This is a genomic window from Pseudoalteromonas sp. AS84, assembly GCF_038900255.1.
Classification (GTDB): Bacteria; Pseudomonadota; Gammaproteobacteria; order Enterobacterales; family Alteromonadaceae; genus Pseudoalteromonas.
This window is the reverse complement of record NZ_JBBMQY010000003.1, coordinates 184,303-206,674: the sequence shown is the minus strand read 5'-3', so window position 1 is coordinate 206,674 and position 22,372 is coordinate 184,303. Positions and strand designations below refer to the sequence as shown.

Here is a 22,372-nt window from a genome sequence, read left to right as displayed (position 1 = left end):
AATTAGAGACGAGCACTAATTGCAAGAATTATAGCCCAGTAACTAAAAATAAAGACTTAGTTACTGGCTTTGTTAGCACTTAAGTACTGCTATTTAACAATTAATCCGTAATCGTTATCTAAAATAGTAATTACTTCTTGGCGAGGATCTTTAGGGATCACAATATCTTTGCCTACAATTTTGCTCGCTATACCAACATAGGTGTTTGACACTTCAAGCATTACTGATTCTGGTAAAATATAATTTTTAGCTAATTGCTCACGCTCACTCATGCGATCTTTATTTAATAATACGTCACTCTCTGGCACATTATTAATAAGCAATTGTCGAAAACCCTCTTTAGAATTTTCAACAATTTTACCGTTTTTGTATGCAGCTTCATCCCAAATGCGTGACGAATCAGGCGTGCCTACTTCATCAATATATATAAGTTGTTGCGCGCCATTTAAATCCTCTACATAACCAAACTCAAATTTAGTATCTACAAAAATTTGGCCAAGCTTCGCTAGTTCATCACTAATTAATTTAAAACCTTCAACTAATAGTTTTTCGTATTTGGTTACGTCATCTGCCGATTTAAAGTTAAATACATCTAAGTTATTAGTAATGTTAGCGCGAGTAATATTTACATCATCAACTGGCGGAATATCAGCAATACCTTTAATAATACCTTTTGTTGATGGCGTAATTAAAACGTTATCAAGCTTTTGGTTCGCTTTTAAGCCTTCAGGCAAGTCAATACCACAAAAGTTACGTATGCCTTTAGCGTAGTCACGCCACATGCTACCCGTAATATATTGGCGAGCAATTGCCTCTACTTTTACTGTACTGGCTTTGCGTACAATCCACACATACGGATGTGGAATATCAACAATATGATTACCCGCAAGGCCTGCTTTATCAAATAACTTAAACCAATGGGCTGCCACTGAGTTTAACGCTATACCTTTACCTGGTACGCCATTTAAACCATTTTCGCCTTGCCAAATGCAATCAAATGCAGAAATCCGGTCTGAAATAACCATAATCGCAAGCTCAGTACCTGTCGGCACTTGGTAGCCTTTGTCTTTAATTAGTCGTGCGCTGTCTTCATCAGTTAACCAATAAACTGAACGAACTTTACCGCTGTGTACTTCACCTTTGGTACGAATGGGTAAATCATCGTTTACGTCTAAAACTTTATAGCTAGTCATGCTATCTCCGGGGTTAGGGATGCTCTTTGAGCAAAGTATGGTATGGGGTTATATGGGCTGTATAATAATCTAGCCAACCTCAAAGCTCAATCGGATGCTTAAAACAAATAAAGGCATATATTTATAAGCAAGTCGCAATGGGGTAAACTTAATGTGCTAACCAGCCTGAGGAGATAGCTTGAACTACTTAACTGCCACTAAAAATAAAAAATACTTGATGTATATTTCTCAGAATTATTCATACGCTATCTTGAGGCCTATTCAGGCTGCAGTACTAGCTAATGGTGGCGAAGTGCGCTGGTTTTTACAAGGCACAGACGTAAACCCAAGCTTTTTACAAAGCCACGAGAAACAACTTAATTCGATTGAAGAGATTCACGAATGGTCTCCCGATGCTACCTTCGCTCCAGCTAATTTAATACCTACATTTTTTCCAGGAATAAAAGTAGCTGTTTTTCATGGCTTTGATGCCCATAAAAGAGATACAGATGGAGAAAAAGGTCACTTTGCGATTAGAGGTTGTTTCGATTTATATTGTACGCAAGGGCCTAATACAACAAAGCGGTTTGCAAAATCGGCGCAAAAACATGGTCATTTCAAGGTAGCTCAAACTGGCTGGCCTACCCTAGATCCATTATTTAGCAAAACAACTGATAACCCTTACAAAAGTGACGATCACCGACCTACATTGTTAATATGTTCAACTTTCTCACATAGACTAACACTTGCGCCTAGACTCTATGAAAAAATTAAAAGCTTTAGTACACAAGGAAAGTGGAGGGTATTAGTTCAATTTCATCCAAAGATGCAAACCGAGTGGGTTACTAAATATAAAGCGTTAAGTAATCAAAATTTAACTTTTGTGGAAACTGATAATGTACTCCCATTACTCCAAGTCGCTGATGTAATGCTTTGTGATACCTCATCGGTTATGCAAATGTTTTTAGTACAACACAAACCCGTTGTAACCTTTTGCACAAGACAGCCCTTCCCTCACCTTCTTGATGTTACTCAGGCCGATGAAGTAGAAGCGGCCATTGAACATGCGCTTACTAAACCTAGTGACTTAATGCAAAATATTGAAAGCTATTGCCAAGAACTTCATCCGTATACCGATGGTCAATCTAGCCAGCGCGTATTAAATGCAGCTAATGAATTTTTGCAAAGTAACGAAAAACTAAAGCCAAAACCACTTAATGTAATAAGAAACTTTAAAATGCGTAAAAAGCTTAATTATTGGAAATGGTAAAATAAAGTAATGATCAACCTAAAAAACGTAACTTTTAAGTGGCATAAAAGCGATAGCTCACCCACGCTCAACATAAAAGAGTTAGTTATAGAAAAAGGTGAGCATATTTTTTTACACGGTCCTAGTGGCTCAGGTAAATCGACATTGTTAGCGATTCTTGCTGGTATTAATACAGCCACCAGCGGTGAAGTGTTAATTCTAAATAAAAACCTCAGTACACTAAGTAATACTACCCGTGATGCGTTTAGAGCGGATCACATTGGCTATATTTTTCAAAATTTTAACTTGCTCCCTTATTTATCACCTATTGAAAATATAACGCTTGGGTGTGAGTTTTCAAAAATCCGAAAACAAAAAATATTAAAGCAATCATCAAATAAAAGCGCTGCCTTACAAAATGAAGCGATACGGTTATTAAATGCTTTAGGGCTTACTGCGCAGTACCACAATAAAAATGTAGCAGAGCTTAGTATTGGACAACAACAGCGAGTTGCTGCCGCTCGCGCATTCATAGGCAGCCCTGAATTAATAATTGCTGATGAACCCACATCTGCACTGGACACTAACAATCGTGAGAACTTTATAAAGTTACTGTTTGAGCAAGCAAAGTTATCTAATAGTACATTGGTGTTTGTGAGCCACGATGAAACACTAAAGCCTTTATTTAACCGCTCCATTGACCTTATAAATTTGCAGGAGCAGGTATGATCATCGCTAAACTTGCTTACAAAAGCTTATTAAATCGCCGCGCAAGTGTACTGCTTACATTATTCACTATCGCAATTAGTGTAATGCTACTTTTAAGTATTGAGCGTGTACGAATTGATGCTAAAAGTAGTTTTAGTAATACTATTTCGGGCACTGATTTAATCGTCGGTGCGCGTACCGGCGATATACAGTTGCTGCTTTCGTCTGTATTTAGAATTGGCCATACTAATAACGGCGTAAGTTGGAAAAGTTACGAATACATAACAAGTCAGCGAGGCGTTAACTGGAGTATACCTATAAGCCTAGGCGACAGCCATAAAGGCCAAGCGGTACTAGGCACAACACTTGATTACTTTAGCCATTATCGCTTTGCGAAAAAACAAAATTTAACCTTTAACAAAGGCCGTCCTTTTGCCGCAATTAACGAAGTGGTGCTAGGTAGTGAAGTCGCAAATAAATTAGGTTATAAACTTAACGACTCTATTGTTATATCGCACGGCATGGGGAATACCAGTTTTCATCATCATGACGATAACCCATTTAAAGTCGTCGGCATTTTAAACCCTACAGGCACGCCAGTTGATAAAACGCTGCATATTCCTTTGGCTGCAATCGATTTAATTCACGGCGGTAAAGCGAGCCTTGAGCATGCGCATGAGCATGAGCATGAGCATGAGCATGAGCATGACGAACATAACAACCTAGTTGGTCATCCAAAGCAAATTACAGCATTTCTAATGGGATTTAATTCGCCTTTGTACACATTACAAATTAGGCGCAATATAAATCAATATAAGCAAGAAGCCTTACTTGGCATTATGCCAACCGTAACACTTAAAGAGTTATGGGAAATGCTCGCCATAATAGAAAAAATACTATTGCTATTCTCAGCTGTTGTCGTGTTAGTAAGCTTACTTGGCATGTTAACGACATTGCTTGCAAACTTGAGCCAGCGTCGTCGCGAACTTGCCATATTGCGCTCGGTAGGCGCTCGCCCTTGGCATTTATTTACACTTATAAGTATTGAGTCATTACTGACAACTTTACTTGGTTGCCTAGTAGGTAGTGCGCTTTACTATTTAGCTATTTTTTCAGCCGGCGGTTACTTACAAAGCCATGCAGGTATAAGCGTAAATATCACAATGCTCTCTTACTATGAACTGGGCTTAATCGGGGTTATTATGGCCGCAGGTTTTATTATTGGCTTAATACCCGCTACTCGCGCTTATTTTTATTCACTCAGCGATGGTATGAGTATAAAAGCATAATTTTTAGGTATTTTATGACATTTTTTAAAACAGTTTTTCAGTACATTGCTGCTATTAACTTATTATTTATAAGCGTAGCGAGCTATGCCAATCCACCAAAAGAAATTTTTTGGGAAGACTTAATCCCTAAAAACCACGTGCAAATAGACACTCAAGCACAAGCTAATCACGAAGGTAGCGATCAAAATTGGGTGCAACCCGATTTAGATGCTCCTGTGGTAAAGGCACTTGATGGCCAATCGGTGAGTTTGCCAGGTTTTGTTGTGCCATTAGAAGGCGATAGCGAAGTCATTACTGAGTTTTTACTCGTGCCTTACTTTGGTGCCTGTATACACGTACCACCACCACCGCCAAATCAAATAGTCCATGTAACGATTAAAGGTGGCGTGCCTATAGATAGCTTGTACGACGCAATCGTTGTAACCGGAATAATAAGTACAGAAACATGGTCGGGCGAAATCGCGCAGGTAGGATATAAAATGAAAGCGGTCGGTGTAGCACCGTTTGAGCTTTAAAATAAAGGGCCTGCTTTTAAAGCTGGCCCTTAAATATCATTAAATTTAGAATCGATAAAATTCAAATAACTGAATACTCAAATAACTAGATAACTAGATAACTACTTTTGGCAATTTGAGCAAAAAATAGTACTGCGTTGCCCTAATCTAATTTCTTCCAATTCGTTTTCACACGTCATACATGGCTTGCCTTTACGCCCATATACTAATAACTCTTGAGCAAAATACCCTGGCTTACCATCACTTTGTGCAAAGTCTTTAAGCGTTGTACCACCTTGCATAATGGCCGCAGCAAGCGTGTCTTTTATAATAGGGATAAGTGCTTGATAACGTTTAAGCGATACTTTTCCCGCTTCTCGCTTGGGATGAATACCCGCTTTAAATAACGATTCATTCGCGTAAATATTACCAACACCAACCACCACTGCGTTATCCATAATAAATTGCTTTACGGGTACTTTTTTATTGCGCGATTGTTCGTACACGCGTTTAGCAAAAAAGTCATCAGTAAGCGGCTCAGGACCAAGCTTAGAGAGTAGCTTATGCACTTCACCAGGCTCTTGCCATAAGCAGCAACCAAAGCGACGAGGATCGTTTAAGCGCAGTGCTTTACCGTTGCCAAAAATAAACTCTACATGGTCATGCTTTTTAAGCGGCTCACTTTTATCTACAACACGTAAATTACCTGACATACCCAAATGTAAAATAGTGCTTCCAAGCTCACAGTGTAAAAGTAAGTATTTAGCTCGTCGTTCAATACTAGTAACAATTAGCCCTTCAAGTTGATACACGTCATCTGGCACTGGCCAGCGCATACTGGCATTGTAAATATTTACCTTTGTAACAACTTGGTTTTGTACGTGGGGAGTGATGCCCATTCGGCTCACTTCTACCTCTGGTAATTCAGGCATTAATTAGACTCACTTTGTGAAAAATCAAAACTAGGAAATAACTGCTGTGCAGTTTTTAAATCGAGTGCGAGTATTCGTTGGCTACTCTTTTCGAGTAAGTAATATTGCCCATCGCCTTTATAAAGCAAATAAACCCAAGGTAAATTCTCGCCAGCCAGCTCAAATGTAGCAACATATAAAGGTGCATTAGGATTAAAAACAACAGATTCGTTAACACCCATTAACTGCGCGCTTTGCCACTGATTAATTAAATCACTAAGCTGCTGCTCAGATGCTTGCCACACAAGCGGTATGTCTTTTTGTAGTGGGGTTGTACGCCAGCTTGTTCCTATTCGCTCAATTTTTTGATCAACAAATTGCAGTGTGAGTACAAAACTTTGTTCGGGGAGTACAGCTTGTAACGCTGGCTTATCATCACCTCCCAAAAATTGCTTATGCCAGCCATTCAAAAAGAAGATCATAATCAACATCGAAAATATTATAACGTTGTTCCAACCTTTACGGCCCAGTCGCATATAAATACACCTAGTAAATTCAAGATTTTAAAGTGTAACTAAAACTTAATTGCGCTGTCTATATGTTAAAGGCCGCAGACTTTGTTAGAATATCGGCAAATTTAAAGGAGTTCCGTCAATGTCTATGTATGTAGTGGGCCATAAAATCCCAGATTCAGATTCTATTTGTGGTGCAATTGCACTGGCTTATTTAAAAAACCAAATTGATGAGCCTGCAATTCCAACTCGTCTTGGTGAAATTTCACCTGAAACTCAATTTATCCTTGATAAATTTGGCTTCGAAGCACCAGAGCTTAAATTAAGCTACGCGGGTGAAGATGTGTATATTGTAGATCACACAGAAAAAACACAAGCACCTGATGATATCGACCAAGCTCGCGTTGTTGGCGTGGTAGATCACCATAAATTAGGTGACTTAACATCATCTACTCCGCTTGAATGTTGGATTCGTCCTGTTGGTTGTTCAAACACCATTATTAAAATGATGTACGACTTCTACAGCGTAGAAATCCCTAAAGATATCGCTGGTATTATGATGTGTGCAATTTTAAGCGACACAGTCATATTTAAATCACCAACATGTACCACTGCCGATATTAAATGTGTTGAAGCGCTAGCTGAAATTGCAGGTATCGATGACTTTAAAGAACTAGGTATGGATATGTTCCGCGTTAAATCTGCGGTTGAAGACACACCTGCACGTGATCTAGTAATGCGTGACTTTAAAGATTTCAACATGAACGGTAACCTAGTAGGCATTGGCCAACTAGAAGTAATCGACCTTGCTGTTTTTGACGATATTAAAGCAGACCTTGCAGCCGATATTGCTAAGCTAAAAGTTGAAGGCAACCGCCACTCTGTATTTTTACTGCTTACCGATATAATGAAAGAAGGCTCAGAAATGCTAATTGTATCTGACGATGCAAACTTAGTTGAGCAGGCTTACGGTGTAAAACCAGAAAATGATAAAGTATGGTTAGATGGTGTACTAAGCCGTAAAAAGCAAGTAGTACCACCACTACAAGATGCATTCACAAAAATATAATGATACCTATTTTATTAAAACATGATTATTTTATCGCATTAAATAGCTCACTAATTTAATGCTATTGGTATAACGTTTTTTGATTTAAAAGCCTTGTTGGTTATGCCAACGAGGTTTTTTTATATCAATTCACTAATTATATTTTAAAAAACAAAAAACCCAGCCTAAGCTGGGTTTTTAAATTCTAAAAGAACTAAAATTACTTAATTTTAGCTTCTTTAAAAAGAACATGTTTACGAATCTTTGGATCAAACTTTTTGATTTCCATCTTCTCAGGCATGTTACGTTTGTTTTTGTCAGTAGTGTAGAAAAAACCAGTACCGGCAGTTGAAACTAAACGGATTTTATCGCGCATGATTCAGATCCTTAAACTTTAACGCCGCGAGCACGGATTTCTGTAAGAACCGTGTCGATGCCTTTTTTATCGATAATACGCATACCTTTAGTAGTAGTGCGTAATGTTACAAAACGTTTTTCACTTTCAACCCAAAAACGGTGTGTTTGTAGGTTAGGTAGGAAACGACGTCTAGTCGCGTTTCTCGCGTGTGAACGGTGATTACCAACCGCAGGACGCTTACCTGTAACTTGACATACTTTAGACATGTCTATATATCTCCAATAACTTCGCTCGAGCTTAATTTAATCTAAGGCCGTGTATTTCCGCCCTAGAGATAAATCGAAGGGCGCTCTTTATACAGCTTTTACAGGCAAAGATCAAACACTGATCTATCCAATCAGCTCATATATGTAAATTTGATAGCGGCTAATTATAAAGATCGAATGCCCTTAGGGAAAGTAAAAACTGCATTTAAATTAAACTAATTTGCCAAAACACGTTAAACAGCTCATTTTTAACACACTTCTGTATCTAACAAAGCTAAATCAGGCCTCGCTCGGCAAACGAAACACACGTTTCTCCACCAACAATGATGTGATCGAGCACACTTATGTCGACCAATTGCAGTGCTTGCTGCAATTTATTAGTAATAAGTTTGTCTGCTTGGCTCGGTTCTGCAATACCACTTGGGTGATTATGCGCAAAAATAACAGCTGCTGCATTATTTTTAAGGGCAGCCTTTACCACTTCACGCGGATAAACACTGGCAGAATTAATTGTGCCATAAAAAAGTATTTCGTCTTTTACTAATCTATTTTGACTATCTAGGTATAACACCATAAATACTTCTTGCTGCAAGCCTCGCATTTGAATGGTCAGGTAATCGTAAACTGAGTTTGGCGAATTAAACACCGCATCTCGTTGACAACGCTCCTGCATATAACGTTGGCTTAGCTCTAATACAGCTTGTAGTTGTACATATTTAGCAGTTCCTAATCCCTTTTGAGAGCAAAACTCCTCAATACTGGCATTAAACAAATTATGCAGTGTTTTATTCTCGTTTAATAAATGCTGAGCCAACTCAATTACATTCATTCCTGGCAACCCTGTTCGTAAAAATATAGCAAGAAGCTCTGCGTCACTGAGCGCTTTAGCCCCTTTCGCGATGAGCTTTTCACGAGGTCGAAGTGAGTTTGGTAGTGAAGTAAGTTGCATTATTCATCCTTGAGAGGCGAAAGTGTCTTATAAATGTAATGCAAATTTAAAATTTAGCCTGTTATTTCGAATTAAAAAACTTCGCTGTACGGGTAAAGATTTGTTATTTTAAGCGCAATATTTAATAAGACTGATGAACAACCATGACTAACTTAACAAACAAAAAAATTGTACTAGGTATTACCGGCGGCATTGCAGCTTATAAATGTGCAGAGCTCGTTAGGCGATTAAAAGACGCTGGTTGTGAAGTAAAAGTAGTTATGACTGAATCAGCTAAGCACTTTATTACCCCTTTAACTATGCAAGCCGTTAGTGGCGAAACTGTCTCAGACTCGTTACTTGACCCTTCTGCTGAAGCTTCAATGGGGCATATTGAATTTGCAAAATGGGCTGACTTAATTTTAGTCGCCCCAGCTACCTGTAATATTATTGCTAAAATGGCAGCCGGCATTGCTGACGACCTACTAACAACGTTACTGCTAGCAACGCCTGCAAAAGTCGCAATTGCACCTGCCATGAACCAGCAAATGTATGCACACTCAGCGACACAAGCCAATTTGGCCACATTAAAAGCTCGCAACGTACTTATTTGGGGCCCAGGTAAAGGTGAGCAAGCATGTGGCGATGTAGGCGCAGGCCGTATGCTAGAACCATATGAGCTAGTTGCGCTATGTACAGCAAAAGAGCAACCGCAGTTACTTGCAGGAAAAACAATTACAATAACAGCAGGCCCAACGCGTGAGCTTCTCGACCCGGTACGTTTTATATCAAATCACAGTTCAGGAAAAATGGGTTATGCACTGGCAGAGGCCGCTTTGCAACTCGGTGCTACGGTTAATTTAATTTCGGGTCCTGTTACGATTAAAGCGCCTCTTGGCGTAAATTTAATAAATATTGAAAGCGCTGAGCAGTTACTAAATGAATCATTAATTTATGCACCACAGTCAGATGCATTTATTGGCTGCGCCGCTGTAGCAGATTATCGAGCGGCAGAAATTGCGACTCAAAAAATGAAAAAGCAAGGCGACGAACTCACTCTTACTTTAACTAAAAACCCTGACGTAATTGCAGCTATTGCCAATCTTAAACAAAGCCGTCCTTATACTGTAGGGTTTGCCGCCGAAACTCAAAATGTAGAAAGCTATGCGAAAGGTAAACTAAAAAATAAAAATCTAGATATGATTTGCGCTAATGACGTATCAAAAAGTGGCTTAGGGTTTAATTCCGATCATAATGCTTTAACATTATACTGGCATAACGAACAACTAGAATTACCAACAACAAGTAAAATAGAAATAGCTCGCAAGGTGATCGAACAGCTGGCCAAACATCTATAAAAGGCTGGAAACAAACTGAATAAAACATTAACATACGCCATTCATTTGAACAAAAAATGACTAGGGTTCTTAACTGCGCCACTAAGAATAACTAATAAAAAGGAATGTTCATGCCTGCGACAAAAAGAAGTAATCGCAAAGAGCAAATACTGCAAGCACTCGCACAAATGTTAGAAACTAATTTAGGCCAACGCATCACTACAGCAAAACTAGCTGCTGAGGTGGGTGTATCTGAAGCCGCGCTATACCGTCACTTTCCGAGCAAAGCGCGTATGTTTGAGGGCTTAATTGAGTTTATTGAAGATACCCTTTTATCTCGTATAAATATTATTATTGAAAACGAAAAAGAAAGCCAAACGCGCATTTATAACATTCTATTATTACTTTTAACCTTTGCTGAAAAAAACCCAGGTATTACTCGTATTTTAACGGGTGATGCTCTGCAAGGTGAGCAAGAACGTTTGCGAGAACGTGTACAAACCTTGTTTGAAAAACTAGAAACTCAGTTTAAACAAGTACTTCGTGAGCGTAAATTACGTGAAGGTAAAAACTTTCAAAGTGATGAGCTTACACTTGCAAACTTTTTACTCGCCTACGTTGAAGGCAAAATGAATCAGTTTGTACGTAGCGACTTTAAAGCAAAACCAAGTGTTCAATTTGAAAAACAGTGGCTTGAGCTACAAAAAATTTGGCTGTAATTTTTTGCTAAATTAATAAATTGAATACTAAAAAACGACCTACAGGTCGTTTTGTCGTATGTAGCTGCCATTTATCTGATCCGCTCGAATTATGAACCAAACTCGTTACAATGAAACAATGTCATAATACGAGAATCAATAATGAAAACAAAACTCACCTTATTAAGCACGGCACTCGTTGCCAGCTTAACTAGCACCGGCATACACGCCAAAGAATCACTACAATTTAAAGACATATTTAGTTTTAAATCAGCTAAAAGCACGCAACTATCTGACAATGGTCAAGTACTCTCTTTAAGTGCAACGCCGTATCGTGGAAATGCAACGGGCCAAGTTTACTCACTACAAAGCAATACACTCATCGCAGAAGTAGAGCGCGGCATTAAGCCTCATATTAACAAAACCGCTAACTGGGTCGCTTTTACACAAGTACCTACCTTACTTGAAAAAGAAACAACTAAGAAAAAAGACACCCTTAAAAATAACTTGATACTCGTAAACACACAATCAGGTGCCCAACAAAGCTTTGCTGATGTAAAAGATTACACATTATCTGATGACGGTATGTGGCTTGCTTATCGTTTAAATAAAAAAGACGATGACGTAAAAGTAGAAGATAAAACCGATAGCACTAAAAACGAAGAAGATAACGCTATCACGCCCGATAAAAAAGATAAGAGCTATGCGCTTGTTATCGTAAATTTATCTGATAAACGCACCCATACAATAGAAAACGTATTTAGCTACGCTATTAACTCAGCTAACAGCCAACTATTAGTGAGCCAAAGTTACAGCGATGGTAATAACAACCAAATAGCGTTAATTGAGCTAAGTGACTTTAATAGCAGTGTATTAATTGATGAACCAGGCGTAATCGCAAATAAAATAGCGTGGCACCCAACTGACAATATTGCAGCGTTTACATTGGGTAACTATGTAAATGATGACACGCGCCGTCGTAGCTACACTTTACAGCTATATAAAAACGAGAAGCTTGTAACTATAGATTCACCGAATAAAGCATGGACGTTAGGGAAAACAGCCACCCTTGAATGGTCAGAAAATGGCGAGCGTTTATATTTTGAAAACCATCCAAAGCTTGCTGCTAAAGTTAAGGCTAAAGAATATACTGACGAAGTCTCATTGTACGACTTTAATACCATACGTGAACATAAAGGTTTAGATGTATGGCACAACAACGATGCGCAAATAAAACCGCGTGAAGAGCAGCAATGGAACGAAGTTAATAAGAATCGCCATTACAGTGCGGTGTATCACGTTAACTCGCAAAAAGTGGTACAGCTAAGTACCACTAATATGCCTGAGGTTGCACTAAATCCTCAGCGAGATGTATCTTTACTTGGCTCATCTAACATCCCCTACCTAGAAAAAATAATGTACGGCGGTTTTTTTGCTGATTACTTTGCAGTAAATATAAACACCGGTAAACAAACTCCAATTATTAGTAACTATCCGTTTAGACCGAGCCTTGCCCCTAATGGTGAGTTTGCGGCTTATTTTAGCGATAGCCAAATACAGCTAAAAGATTTAAAAAATAATAAAGTAACACCGCTTACAAAAGCGATTCAGGCAACCTTTGCTGATGATAAACACGACTACCCATCTACTCAACCTGGTTATGGTTTTGCTGGTTGGATGACCGACAGCAGCCAAGTGCTTGCTTATAGTAAATACGATATTTGGGCATTTGACGTAAAAACGCAGCAAGCTAAACGCCTAACTAATGGTAAGCAAAGCAATACGCAGTACCGTGTTATTAAGCTTGATAAAACCCAAGTGGGGTTTAAAAAAGGCGATACATTACTTGTCTCTGCTATTAACTTGCAAACTAAACAAAGCGAAGTGGCAAAGCTCGACTTAGCTACAAACACAATAACTAACGTGCTTAGCGGTAATAAACGCTTTGATGTAGTTAAAAAAGCCAAAAAGGCTGACAAGTACTTGTTCACCTCGCAAACTTATAGCCAATTTCCTGATTACTACCAAACTGATTTTAGCTTTAGCGCACCAAAACAAGTGACCACCCTAAATCCACAAATTAGTAATTTTGCATGGGGAGAAAAGCCAGAACTAATAAGCTATAAAGGCTTTGACGGCGAAGATTTACAAGGCGTATTAATAAAACCAGCGGGCTATAAAAAAGGCGATAAAGTACCTGTAGTTGTGTATTTTTATCGTTATATGAGTCAACGCATGTTTGATTTTCCAAAAATGGAATTAAACCATCGCCCTAATTTCCCTATGTTTACCTCAAACGGCTATGCGGTATTTTTACCTGATATTCGCTTTGAAATAGGTCACCCGGGTAAATCCTCAACGCAAACCATGATAAACGCCACCCAAAAATTAATAGATTTAGGCATAGCTGACCCAGATAAAATAGGCTTACAAGGTCACTCTTGGGCAGGTTATCAAAGTGCGTTTATGATAACCCAAACAGATATGTTTAAAGCGGTTGTATCTGGCGCGCCAGTATCAAACATGACAAGTGCTTACAGTGGCATACGTTTAAAATCGGGTCTTGCTCGTCAGTTTCAATACGAAACAGGGCAAAGCCGTATTGGCAAAAACTTATTTGAAGCACCAGAGCTTTACATAGAAAACTCACCAGTATTTTTTGCAGACAAAGTTAATACGCCTATCTTAATAATGTCTGGCGACAAAGACGATGCAGTACCTTGGCATCAAAGCGTACAGTATTATTTAGCGCTACGCCGTGCAGGAAAAGACGCTACATTTTTACAATACGAAGGTGAACCACACCACTTGAAAAAGTTTCCTAATCAGGTCGATTTTTCAGTGCGTATGATGCAGTACTTTGATCATTACTTAAAAGGCAAACCAGCTGCAAAGTGGATGACACAAGGCGAGGCATTTCTAGAGGAATGATACTAATTTAATGTAATTGGTATAAACAACACTAAAAAAGCCGATATTGCATAAAAAATATCGGCTTTTTTATTTTAAAGTTTCTATTACTTATACCAATTCGCTTAATTAAGTGAGCTATTTTGAGGCTGGAAAAACGTGTTGATAGCTAGGAAAAAAACTCGCTATTTAGTTGTTCTAAATGAGATTTTTTTAACGCAGGTAGCGACACGTTTAGCCCCGCAAAATGATTAAGTATTATTGCGGATTGGTATTAAGCTACAAACACAACTCTCTAAATGGCAATGTGGCTGCGCCAATTGATACCGGAAAATTATCAATATTAGAAACCACCAGCTTTGGCATAGGGCGTTTAGCGCCACGTCTAAATTGTGCATAAACCTCAGTTCGTGCAATAACTTTTTCAGCCAACTCTTTTGGAATATGGCCACCAATAATAATCGCTTCAGCATCTAATAATGCAGAGCAACAGGTTGCCACTAAATCAAATGAGTCTTGAACTTTAAACAGCCACTCTTCAACGCCAGGCCAATCGGGGTCAAAGTTGTCATGCAGGTCGTAAATAGAAGTAACCACTACGCCATTTTTTTTCAAAATACGTTTTAGTAATTCAAGATTAGGGTGCGCATATAATTTAGGCGGTAGCATGTCGCCAAGCTCACCTGCGTTTCCGTATGTACCGCGCAGTACGTCGCCATTATTTACAATACCGCCACCAAATGCGGCCGATACAAACATATAAACAAAGTTTTTGTACTCACGACCAATACCTGCAACGCCCTCGCCTGCAGCCGCGCCTGTAGCATCGTTAACAACCCAAGTAGGGAGCTGAAAATGCTGCGACACAATATCGATAATATCAACCTGCGACCACTCTTCTAGCATATGGTGGGTATTCATTTTCCCATCCATCGAGCTAAAAAAGCCAGAGATACCCACGCCCATTCCCAGTACTTTTTCGCTTGGAATGTCACGCTCAGCGCTTATTTCTTCCACCAGCTTTTGTGCACACTTAAGCACATTATTAATGCTCATATCCGACATTAGCTGCATATGGGTGTACACAACCTTTCCCGTAAAATCCATTACAGCAATCGAAATGGCATCAAGCAAAATAGCTAAGCCAAAGGTAAATCCGTAATCGGGGTTAAGGGCAATGCCAAACCCCGGCTTACCTTTTTTATTCGGAATAAGCGTATCGCTTTGTACAATTACACCGTGCTGGGTTAACGACTTAAGTAAACGCGACACAGTTTGCTGTGGAATACGAGTTGCGCTCACAATATGACTTTGAGTTACGCACTTTTCCCAAAACACCACTTTTATAATATCGCGCTCAATATCTTGAAAAAGCTTTTCGCCTTTTCCAAGCTCAAAACCAGAGCGTAATAAGTTACTGTTGTTTAACGAAAACATAGGTATTAACCCTAACAAAATTGGAGCACAAGATTACGTGAAACCAGTATAAAGAACAAGTGGGCAAACTGCGCCTACTCAATCACTATCACTCTAAAATCATTCACATTTGTGTTAGTTGGCCCAGTAATAATTAAATCATCAATTGCTTTAAAAAACTGATGGCTATTATGTCCTTCTAATTGCGCTTGAAGGCTCTCTCCTGCGCTTTGTGCCCGTGTAACCGTTGTGCTATTTATGTAAGCACCCGCTACATCTTTACTACCATCTACACCATCGGTATCACAAGCAAGTGCGTAAATACCCGCTTCGCCATTAAGCGCCTCAGCCAACGCCATTAAGTATTCTTGATTGGGCCCGCCATCGCCATAAACATCAGCAACGGTTACTGTAAGCTCGCCGCCTGAGAACAACATAACGCGCTTGCCTTGGCCTTTTTGCTCAAGAGCGATAGCCGCATGTTGCTTTGCAACTTCTTTAGCCTCGCCTTGAATATCATACCCTAGTACCTGAGTTTCCCAGCCTTCATGCTGTGCAACACTTATAGCGCTATCAATAGCATGCTGCGCGTTTGCAACAATAAAGTGCTCACCTATGGTATCGGCAGCTCGTTCTTGCTCAGGTTTTAATAAATGTGCTTCAACCTCTGCAATTACCGGCCAATTGTACTTTTGTAAAATAGCCAGTGCATCAGCTTTAGTACTGCCATCGCTAATAGTAGGACCAGACGCTATATCACTTGGTTTATCCCCTACTACATCTGAAATAATAAGCGTAACGTAATCCGACTTAGCAGCCTGCGCTAGCTTACCGCCTTTAACAAGTGACAACTGCTTACGTACTACATTTATTTCATCAACGCTTGCACCACTTCTAAGTAAAAACTGATTAAGCTTTTGCTTTTGTGAAAAAGGCACATCGTCAACAGGAAGGCACATCAACGACGAACCGCCCCCCGAAATAATAAACAAAATAGGAATATCAGCCGGATTATTTTTTACAAGCTCCAATAACTCTTTGCCAGCAGCCAAGCTATTATCATCTGGTGTTGGGTGGTTCGCACTAAGCACTTTAATTCGCCCAGTATCGCCGCTACTTTCGTAGCCATAACGCGTTACCACTGCGCCAAAGCATTTATCACCATAAAAGCGATTAACTTCGGCGGCCATTTCAGCGGCGGCTTTACCCGCCCCTACTACACACAAGCCTTTGCTTGCATCTATGTTTTCTAAATACTTACTCATGCAAGCGCTGGGTTTACAGGCATTTACCGCAGTGGTAAATAAATCAATTAAAAACGATTTTTTAGAATCCATTAGTCACAGCTCACGAAAAAATTGAAGGAATAGCTAAACAAATTAATATCATCACAATAAACATGCTAAGTAGCATAACGATATCTTTGCCAGTTAAAATTGAGTTTGATATTGTCTCGGCATTTTGTACTTTTGTGACTTCGTTCACTTCTCGTGGAATTAAACGACTCGTGACATAAATAATCACAGCGGCGCTGACAAAGCCTATAAAATTCCACCAAAACCAGAAAATATCAGGCGCAAATACCGACACCAACAAGTTAATTAATACACCACTAATTAAGCCAATATTGGCATGTAGTGCAGCACTGCGTTTACTTAGTACAGCAACTAAAAATACCGCCAGTATTGGGCCATAAAATAACGAGCCGACTTTGTTAATAGCTTCAATAATAGTTGGGGCTATGTCACCGGCAAAAAGTGATAACACTAAGGTAATTGCGCCCCATGCTAAGCCTAAGTATTTAGCCAGTTTTAAATACGTTGGTTGGTCTAACTCTTTATTAGAAATACGGCTGTAGTCTTCAATACTTACGGCCGAAAGTGAATTAATTGCAGAGCTAAGTGACGACATCGCTGCCGACAAAATAGCGACAACTAACAAACCAATTAAGCCGTGCGGCAAGTAATCTAAAATAAATATAGGCATCATCCAATCAGGGTTATCGGCTGGAATTTTTGCTAAGAATTCAGGGTTACTCATTGCCAGTGTGCCAACAATTAAACCCGACACACAATATAAAATAGTAATAGGAAAGCGCACTACACCATTTGCTAAAATCATGTAGCGTAGATTTTTAGGATTCTTTGCACTGAGCGCACGTTGCGCTTGCGTTTGGTCACACCCGTAGTAAGAGGCGTAAAGTACCACACCACCAAAAATCATCGGTAAAAAGCCAAAGCCACCACCGCTAAAACCAAATGAATCAAACTTAATCGCTTCTAATCGGCTCGAATCAACATTGGCAATAAAGGTATCAACGCCACCTAAGTGATAAAGCCCAAATCCGATACAAGCAATAGTACCTAGTACAATGATGATCATTTGAATCGCATCACCGTACACTACCGCTTTCATCCCACCTTGTAGTGAATATAAAACGGTTATAACACCCGTTAGTACAATGGCCTGCCATGCTTCTATTCCCATGGTGCCTTGTAGAATAAGCGATACCGCGTAAATCATAATGCCGGTGGCAAATGCGCGGCTAAACTGAAACACCACACTAATAAGTACACGGGTCGAGCGCCCAAAGCGCATTTCTAAATAATCGTAAATACTGACAATGCCGCTCTTATAAAGCTTGGGTAAAATAGTCGCTAAAATTAAAATCATCGCCAGCGGAACACCCAGCTCATACGAGAGCCATTGCATACCACCACCTTCACGTAAACCAACAAATGCAGGAGCCGAAATAAAGCTAATAGCCGAAAGTTGAGTGGCCATTACCGATAAAGCTAAAGGCTTCCAACCTAAGCTTTTACCCCCTAAAAAGTAATCATTTTTATTGGTTTGTTCGCGTAGCATAAATCCCATTACCAATAAGGCACCAAGATAAAGAGCAACTATTGAAAAATCTAATATATTCATAATTAATTCGCGTATTCACAATATGAAAACACTGCGCCTTTTCAAAATTAAAATACTAAACGGCTACCTGCCCTTACCTTTTTAATAAACGAGCCTAGTCAAAAAGGTAAACCTGTAACTAACTTAGCTGAAAAATGCATCATAATGCAAAAAGCCTATTAGCCCAAAAGTGAGTTAATAGGCATAAAGCATTTATTTAAAAGTCGTATTTAACTCTTAAAATAACGCGTCGTGGGAGAATCGGGCGACCTACAAAGTATGGATTATCTGCCGTTTGGCTATTACCTAAACGTGGCGAACCTTCAGTAACACCGTCAGAATCAAACAGGTTAAATACCCCAACGCTTAAGCGTACTGTTTGCTCTGGTGCAACTTGCCAGTTATAACCTGCATCAAATCTAAATAAGTGGAATGAATCGAGCTCTACCGAGTTTGCATCGTTAGCAAAGTTTTTACCTGTAAAGTTATGATAGATAGAAGCATCCCAGTCATCTGTGGTATAGCTTATAGATGTATTGAATAGTATTTTTGGTTTACGACGTAACTCGTTACCAATAATAGAGGGGTCTGAATCAAATTCTGTAAATTCGTGATCGGTATAGGTCATGTTGGCATCAACAGCCCACTCATCGGTAATATCGTAACGACCTGTAAGCTCAACACCCGTTGCTTTAGTTGACTGCATTACTGGCAGCTCTAGTACGCCACCGTTACCATCGTTTACAAAGTCTACGCTGCGTCTATCTTTTAAGTCTGTTCTAAATAAAGCAACACTACCGCTAAAGTCGTTATCAAAAAACTTAACACCTAATTCGCCCTGCTCTACAATTTCAGCCTCGTAACTTGCTGGTTCGCCTAAATCATTAAACTGAATCCCCCTAATTTCAGGGAAGAAAAACCCGCGCGATGCATTAGCATATACATTTAAATTATCTGTTAAGCGATATAACGCCGCCCCCGATACAGCAAATTCAGACGTGTCGACTTCGCCGTAAGTCATTACACCACTGCCCGTAGTGTTTACTTGTAAGTTAGATGCAAGTGATGGGTCGTTATTTATTTGTACAACTTGGCTGCCTTCGCGGCTAATTTTGCCTTCAATTTCTTCGTAGCGAACACCAAAGTCAAAAATCCAATCGTCACTTTCCATTTGATCCGCTACGTACAGTGCTCGGCGGGTAGCGCTAATGGTTTGGTTAGTATAAGAAATACCTGGGCCACTAATACCATTTTGAGTGTACTGAACCTCGTCGCCATTAACATCGGTATACGTTAAGTCGATTAAGCGAGGGTTGTTATTAAACTCACCTAAGTAAGTTGTGATAACGTTGTCGTCGTCGGCTTCACTGTGAGAGAAAAATGTGCCGACTGTAATATCATGGCTAAAATCACCTACAAAAATACTTTTGATGATATTAAATTCTGCAGAAAAGTCTTCAGCTGGGCGGTCGCGGTCTAAAATGCGGTTAGCAAATAGTAAGTCATCGCTTGCAAGTGCGACACCTGAATTAACATAAGAAAACTCAGCACCGCTTGCATCACCTAGCCCCCGGTTAGCTAAAAAGTCGTCTTGGCTTTCAGGTACATTAATAATACCGTCGCCGTCTAAAAATAGATTAAATTCGTGTTGGTACTTAGCGTATTTACTGCGCATATTAATGGCAAAATCGTTAGCGAGTTCTTTTTCAAACACCACTGAAATAGAGCCACCTTTAGTAACGACACCATCGCTGATTGGCGATTCGTAACGACCATTTGCTGTATCGTACGTTAAGTTAGATACTTGCGCCGTTTGCAGTGACTCAACTTCACGACCATCGTTACCAATTAAACGCTCGCGGCTGTCGCCATCAAGTGGAATAGGCAAGTAAAACTGAGCTTGGTCGTCAATGTACTGTCCGTAAACAGTAAATGAGCCAGAGCCATCATCAAATTCTTTACTAATATTACCACGCAACTGTGTACCTTTAGTCTCAAGGCCTGTATCTAAAGGGCCCTCGTCGTAACGGTAAAAACCAGAAAGCGCATAATATAAGCCGTCTTCGTTAAGTGGGCCGCTCGTTGCAAAATCTAAACGGGTACGGCCTTGATCAGAAAGCTCCATTTGTACGGTACTTTGCGGATCGTCACTGCCCGTTTTAGAAATATAGTTAATAATGCCGGCCACAGAGCCTTGGCCAAATAAATTAGATACACCACCACGCACAAACTCTACGCGCTCAATACCCAAATCATTACGGTAATACACATCAAACGCCGATGAGTTCAAACCAAAAACACTCAAACTAGGTGAACCATCATAAGACAGCGGCGTAAACTGAAACTGACCCGATGAAGGTAATCCTCTAACTTGTAGGTTAGTAGCGACTTCACCACCACCGCCTTCTACTTTAATACCCGGAATATAGCGAAGCACATCCGCTTGGCTACTTGAAGACAGCTTTACCAGCTCGTCTTCGCTAATAGATGTTACTGATTGAGGAGTGTCTGAAATAACACGCCCTTTACTGGTACCAGAGACGATAATACGCTCAACGTTGTTAGCTTTTTTTGCTGTATCTGGTGCAGCTTCTTCTGCTGCATAAGCGCCCTGTGCAAGGCATAAAGATACAATAGAGGCGATCGTTGTTTTATTCACGGGTATTCTCCAATTGTGCTAGTTGTCTGTGTGTATTTACTTAGAGTGTGGCTAAGCAAAGCCGAAATAACCAAGTAAACATGTTAGTTTTTTGTTACTTCGAACAGGATTTAAGCACAGAAAAAAAACATTTACAACCCATAATGAGTGCTTTAATATTATCCAAATCGGAAATAACACACAAAGAGCACCCAATATGACTACTATAAACAGCGGTAAAATTGACTCAGCAACGGCTTCATCGCTTGCAGACCTTGCTACTAAAACACTTATAGCAAACGACTTAGGTGGCTATACAGTACCAACACATGGCCTATACCCGTTTCAGTGGAACTGGGATTCAGCCATTACAGCGCTAGGCTGGATGAAATCAGACGAAAGCCGCGCATGGCAAGAAATTGATGTGTTATTTTCAGGCCAATGGGATGATGGCATGGTGCCGCACATCTTGTTTCATAAAGATTCTGATACTTATTTTCCTGGTCCTGACGTATGGGGATCAGATAAAAAAATTAAAAGTACCTCTATTTCACAACCGCCAGTAGTTGCTACTGTAATGAAGGAAATGCTTGCCAGCGCGAAAGATAAAATACTTGCAGAACAAAAGGTTAAAGAATTATTTTCACAAGTAGTTGATTATCATTTATGGTGGTACAACGACCGAGATCCTGAAAAAACAGGTTTAGTAGTGACCTACCACCCGTGGGAGTCGGGCATGGATAACAGCCCATCATGGGATGACGCTCTTCATGCTGTGCCGTGTGTGGATTGGGAATATACGCGCCGTGATACAAGTCATGTAGATTCTTCTCAGCGTCCACATAAAAGTGAATACGATCGCTTTTTATACCTTGTAGACTTTTTTAAACGTAACAACTTTGACAGCAAAGTGATTTACGAGACCAGCCCTTACAAAATGAACGACCTAGGTATTATTGCTATTTTACACCGTGCAACCAAAGATTTACTCAAAATGGGTGAACAACTTGGCTTAAACGATGCTCGCACTGATTACTTAGCACAGCGTTTACAAATAACAGAGCAAGCCATAAACACTTTATGGTGTGAACAAAGCCAGTACTTTTATTGCAGAGATGTACTAACTAACAGCTTAGCTAAAGTTAAAACATCAGCTGCGCTATTAACTGTATATGCAGGTTTAACAAGCGATGAGCAAACTAAAATAATTAATACAGCCACTGAATATTTTATTGAGTCGAGTCAATTTAGTGTGGCATCTACTCACCCTAAAGAAGAAAAATACGAGCCACAACGCTACTGGCGTGGTCCTATTTGGCTACACATAAATTGGATGATAGCCGCAGGCCTTAAAGAAGCAGGTTTTGTAACAACGGCTGAAAAAATTCAAGATGACACGCGCAACCTCGTTGTTAAGTCAGGCTACTACGAATACTTTAACCCAGAAACAGGCGCAGGCTGCGGTGGTAAAGATTTCTCGTGGACAGCGGCAATAGCACTGCATTGGCTACTTGACTAACAACTAAGGCAA

At 39.8% G+C, this 22,372-nt stretch carries 19 protein-coding genes; 9 read left to right on the top strand and 10 right to left on the bottom strand.

Annotated features, from left to right (window positions below; all coding sequences use genetic code 11):
- Positions 1–89: 89 nt before the first annotated feature.
- Entirely contained in the window at positions 90–1,193 is a 1,104-nt protein-coding gene (locus WNY79_RS05170; RefSeq protein ID WP_342875320.1) for a phosphoribosylaminoimidazolesuccinocarboxamide synthase, read from the bottom strand.
- Between the two features lie 178 nt (positions 1,194–1,371).
- On the opposite strand from WNY79_RS05170, the gene WNY79_RS05165 reads away from it, so the two are divergent.
- The 4 genes from WNY79_RS05165 to WNY79_RS05150 are packed head-to-tail and all read left to right on the top strand — an operon-like array spanning position 1,372 to position 4,933.
- Positions 1,372–2,442: a CDP-glycerol glycerophosphotransferase family protein gene (locus tag WNY79_RS05165; RefSeq protein WP_342875319.1), complete on the top strand. Its 1,071-nt coding sequence runs from the start codon at positions 1,372–1,374 to the stop codon at positions 2,440–2,442.
- A gap of 9 nt (positions 2,443–2,451) precedes the next feature.
- Positions 2,452–3,150 carry an ABC transporter ATP-binding protein gene (locus WNY79_RS05160; RefSeq protein ID WP_342875318.1) on the top strand — a complete coding sequence of 233 codons (699 nt, stop codon included), beginning with the start codon at positions 2,452–2,454 and terminating at the stop codon, positions 3,148–3,150.
- Positions 3,147–4,418, top strand: coding sequence for an ABC transporter permease (locus tag WNY79_RS05155; protein ID WP_342875317.1), 1,272 nt, complete (start codon positions 3,147–3,149; stop codon positions 4,416–4,418). Before WNY79_RS05160 ends, WNY79_RS05155 begins: the two co-directional genes overlap by 4 nt.
- Before the next feature lie 14 nt (positions 4,419–4,432).
- Positions 4,433–4,933, top strand: coding sequence for a DUF3299 domain-containing protein (locus tag WNY79_RS05150; RefSeq protein ID WP_294123520.1), 501 nt, complete (start codon positions 4,433–4,435; stop codon positions 4,931–4,933).
- 101 nt (positions 4,934–5,034) lie between these two features.
- Here WNY79_RS05150 and mutM read toward each other — a convergent pair whose 3' ends face one another.
- Positions 5,035–5,844, bottom strand: a complete 810-nt coding sequence (gene mutM / locus WNY79_RS05145; RefSeq protein ID WP_007581941.1) for a bifunctional DNA-formamidopyrimidine glycosylase/DNA-(apurinic or apyrimidinic site) lyase — start codon at positions 5,842–5,844, stop codon at positions 5,035–5,037.
- Positions 5,844–6,359, bottom strand: coding sequence for a hypothetical protein (locus WNY79_RS05140; protein ID WP_076925054.1), 516 nt, complete (start codon positions 6,357–6,359; stop codon positions 5,844–5,846). The genes mutM and WNY79_RS05140 overlap by 1 nt, the downstream gene beginning before the upstream one ends.
- A 118-nt stretch (positions 6,360–6,477) precedes the next feature.
- On the opposite strand from WNY79_RS05140, the gene WNY79_RS05135 reads away from it, so the two are divergent.
- A complete protein-coding gene (locus WNY79_RS05135; RefSeq protein ID WP_010553321.1) occupies positions 6,478–7,404 on the top strand; it encodes a manganese-dependent inorganic pyrophosphatase in 927 nt (308 codons plus the stop codon).
- Positions 7,405–7,603: 199 nt separating this feature from the next.
- Here the strand turns inward: WNY79_RS05135 and rpmG are convergent, their stop codons facing one another.
- The 3 genes from rpmG to radC form a co-directional block, all read right to left on the bottom strand.
- Positions 7,604–7,759 (bottom strand): 50S ribosomal protein L33, encoded by a 156-nt coding sequence (rpmG, locus tag WNY79_RS05130; RefSeq protein WP_004335545.1) that lies wholly within the window; start codon positions 7,757–7,759, stop codon positions 7,604–7,606.
- Positions 7,760–7,770: 11 nt separating this feature from the next.
- Entirely contained in the window at positions 7,771–8,007 is a 237-nt protein-coding gene (gene rpmB, locus WNY79_RS05125; protein ID WP_004335549.1) for a 50S ribosomal protein L28, read from the bottom strand.
- A 274-nt stretch (positions 8,008–8,281) separates the two neighbouring features.
- Positions 8,282–8,956 (bottom strand): DNA repair protein RadC, encoded by a 675-nt coding sequence (gene radC, locus WNY79_RS05120; RefSeq protein ID WP_024598926.1) that lies wholly within the window; start codon positions 8,954–8,956, stop codon positions 8,282–8,284.
- Positions 8,957–9,099: 143 nt separating this feature from the next.
- Here radC and coaBC point away from each other — a divergent pair, with 143 nt between their 5' ends.
- From coaBC to WNY79_RS05105, 3 genes are all read left to right on the top strand, one after another.
- A complete protein-coding gene (gene coaBC, locus WNY79_RS05115) occupies positions 9,100–10,293 on the top strand; it encodes a bifunctional phosphopantothenoylcysteine decarboxylase/phosphopantothenate--cysteine ligase CoaBC (RefSeq protein ID WP_342875316.1) in 1,194 nt (397 codons plus the stop codon).
- A gap of 110 nt (positions 10,294–10,403) precedes the next feature.
- Positions 10,404–10,991, top strand: coding sequence for a nucleoid occlusion factor SlmA (gene slmA / locus WNY79_RS05110; protein WP_004335558.1), 588 nt, complete (start codon positions 10,404–10,406; stop codon positions 10,989–10,991).
- A 141-nt stretch (positions 10,992–11,132) separates the two neighbouring features.
- A complete protein-coding gene (locus WNY79_RS05105; RefSeq protein ID WP_342875315.1) occupies positions 11,133–13,901 on the top strand; it encodes a prolyl oligopeptidase family serine peptidase in 2,769 nt (922 codons plus the stop codon).
- A 258-nt stretch (positions 13,902–14,159) separates the two neighbouring features.
- On the opposite strand, the gene WNY79_RS05100 is transcribed toward WNY79_RS05105, so the two are convergent.
- The 4 genes from WNY79_RS05100 to WNY79_RS05085 form a co-directional block, all read right to left on the bottom strand.
- Positions 14,160–15,317 (bottom strand): ROK family transcriptional regulator, encoded by a 1,158-nt coding sequence (locus WNY79_RS05100; protein WP_342875314.1) that lies wholly within the window; start codon positions 15,315–15,317, stop codon positions 14,160–14,162.
- Between the two features lie 74 nt (positions 15,318–15,391).
- Entirely contained in the window at positions 15,392–16,633 is a 1,242-nt protein-coding gene (locus WNY79_RS05095) for a DUF4147 domain-containing protein (protein WP_197185525.1), read from the bottom strand.
- Between the two features lie 10 nt (positions 16,634–16,643).
- On the bottom strand, positions 16,644–18,224 hold the full coding sequence (locus WNY79_RS05090) for a sodium:solute symporter (protein WP_342875313.1): 1,581 nt from the start codon (positions 18,222–18,224) through the stop codon (positions 16,644–16,646).
- 196 nt (positions 18,225–18,420) lie between these two features.
- Entirely contained in the window at positions 18,421–20,862 is a 2,442-nt protein-coding gene (locus WNY79_RS05085) for a TonB-dependent receptor (protein WP_342875312.1), read from the bottom strand.
- Between the two features lie 196 nt (positions 20,863–21,058).
- On the opposite strand from WNY79_RS05085, the gene WNY79_RS05080 reads away from it, so the two are divergent.
- The gene (locus WNY79_RS05080; protein WP_342875311.1) at positions 21,059–22,360 is read left to right on the top strand and encodes a trehalase family glycosidase; all 1,302 of its coding nucleotides are present in this window, start codon (positions 21,059–21,061) and stop codon (positions 22,358–22,360) included.
- The last annotated feature ends 12 nt before the right edge of the window (positions 22,361–22,372 follow it).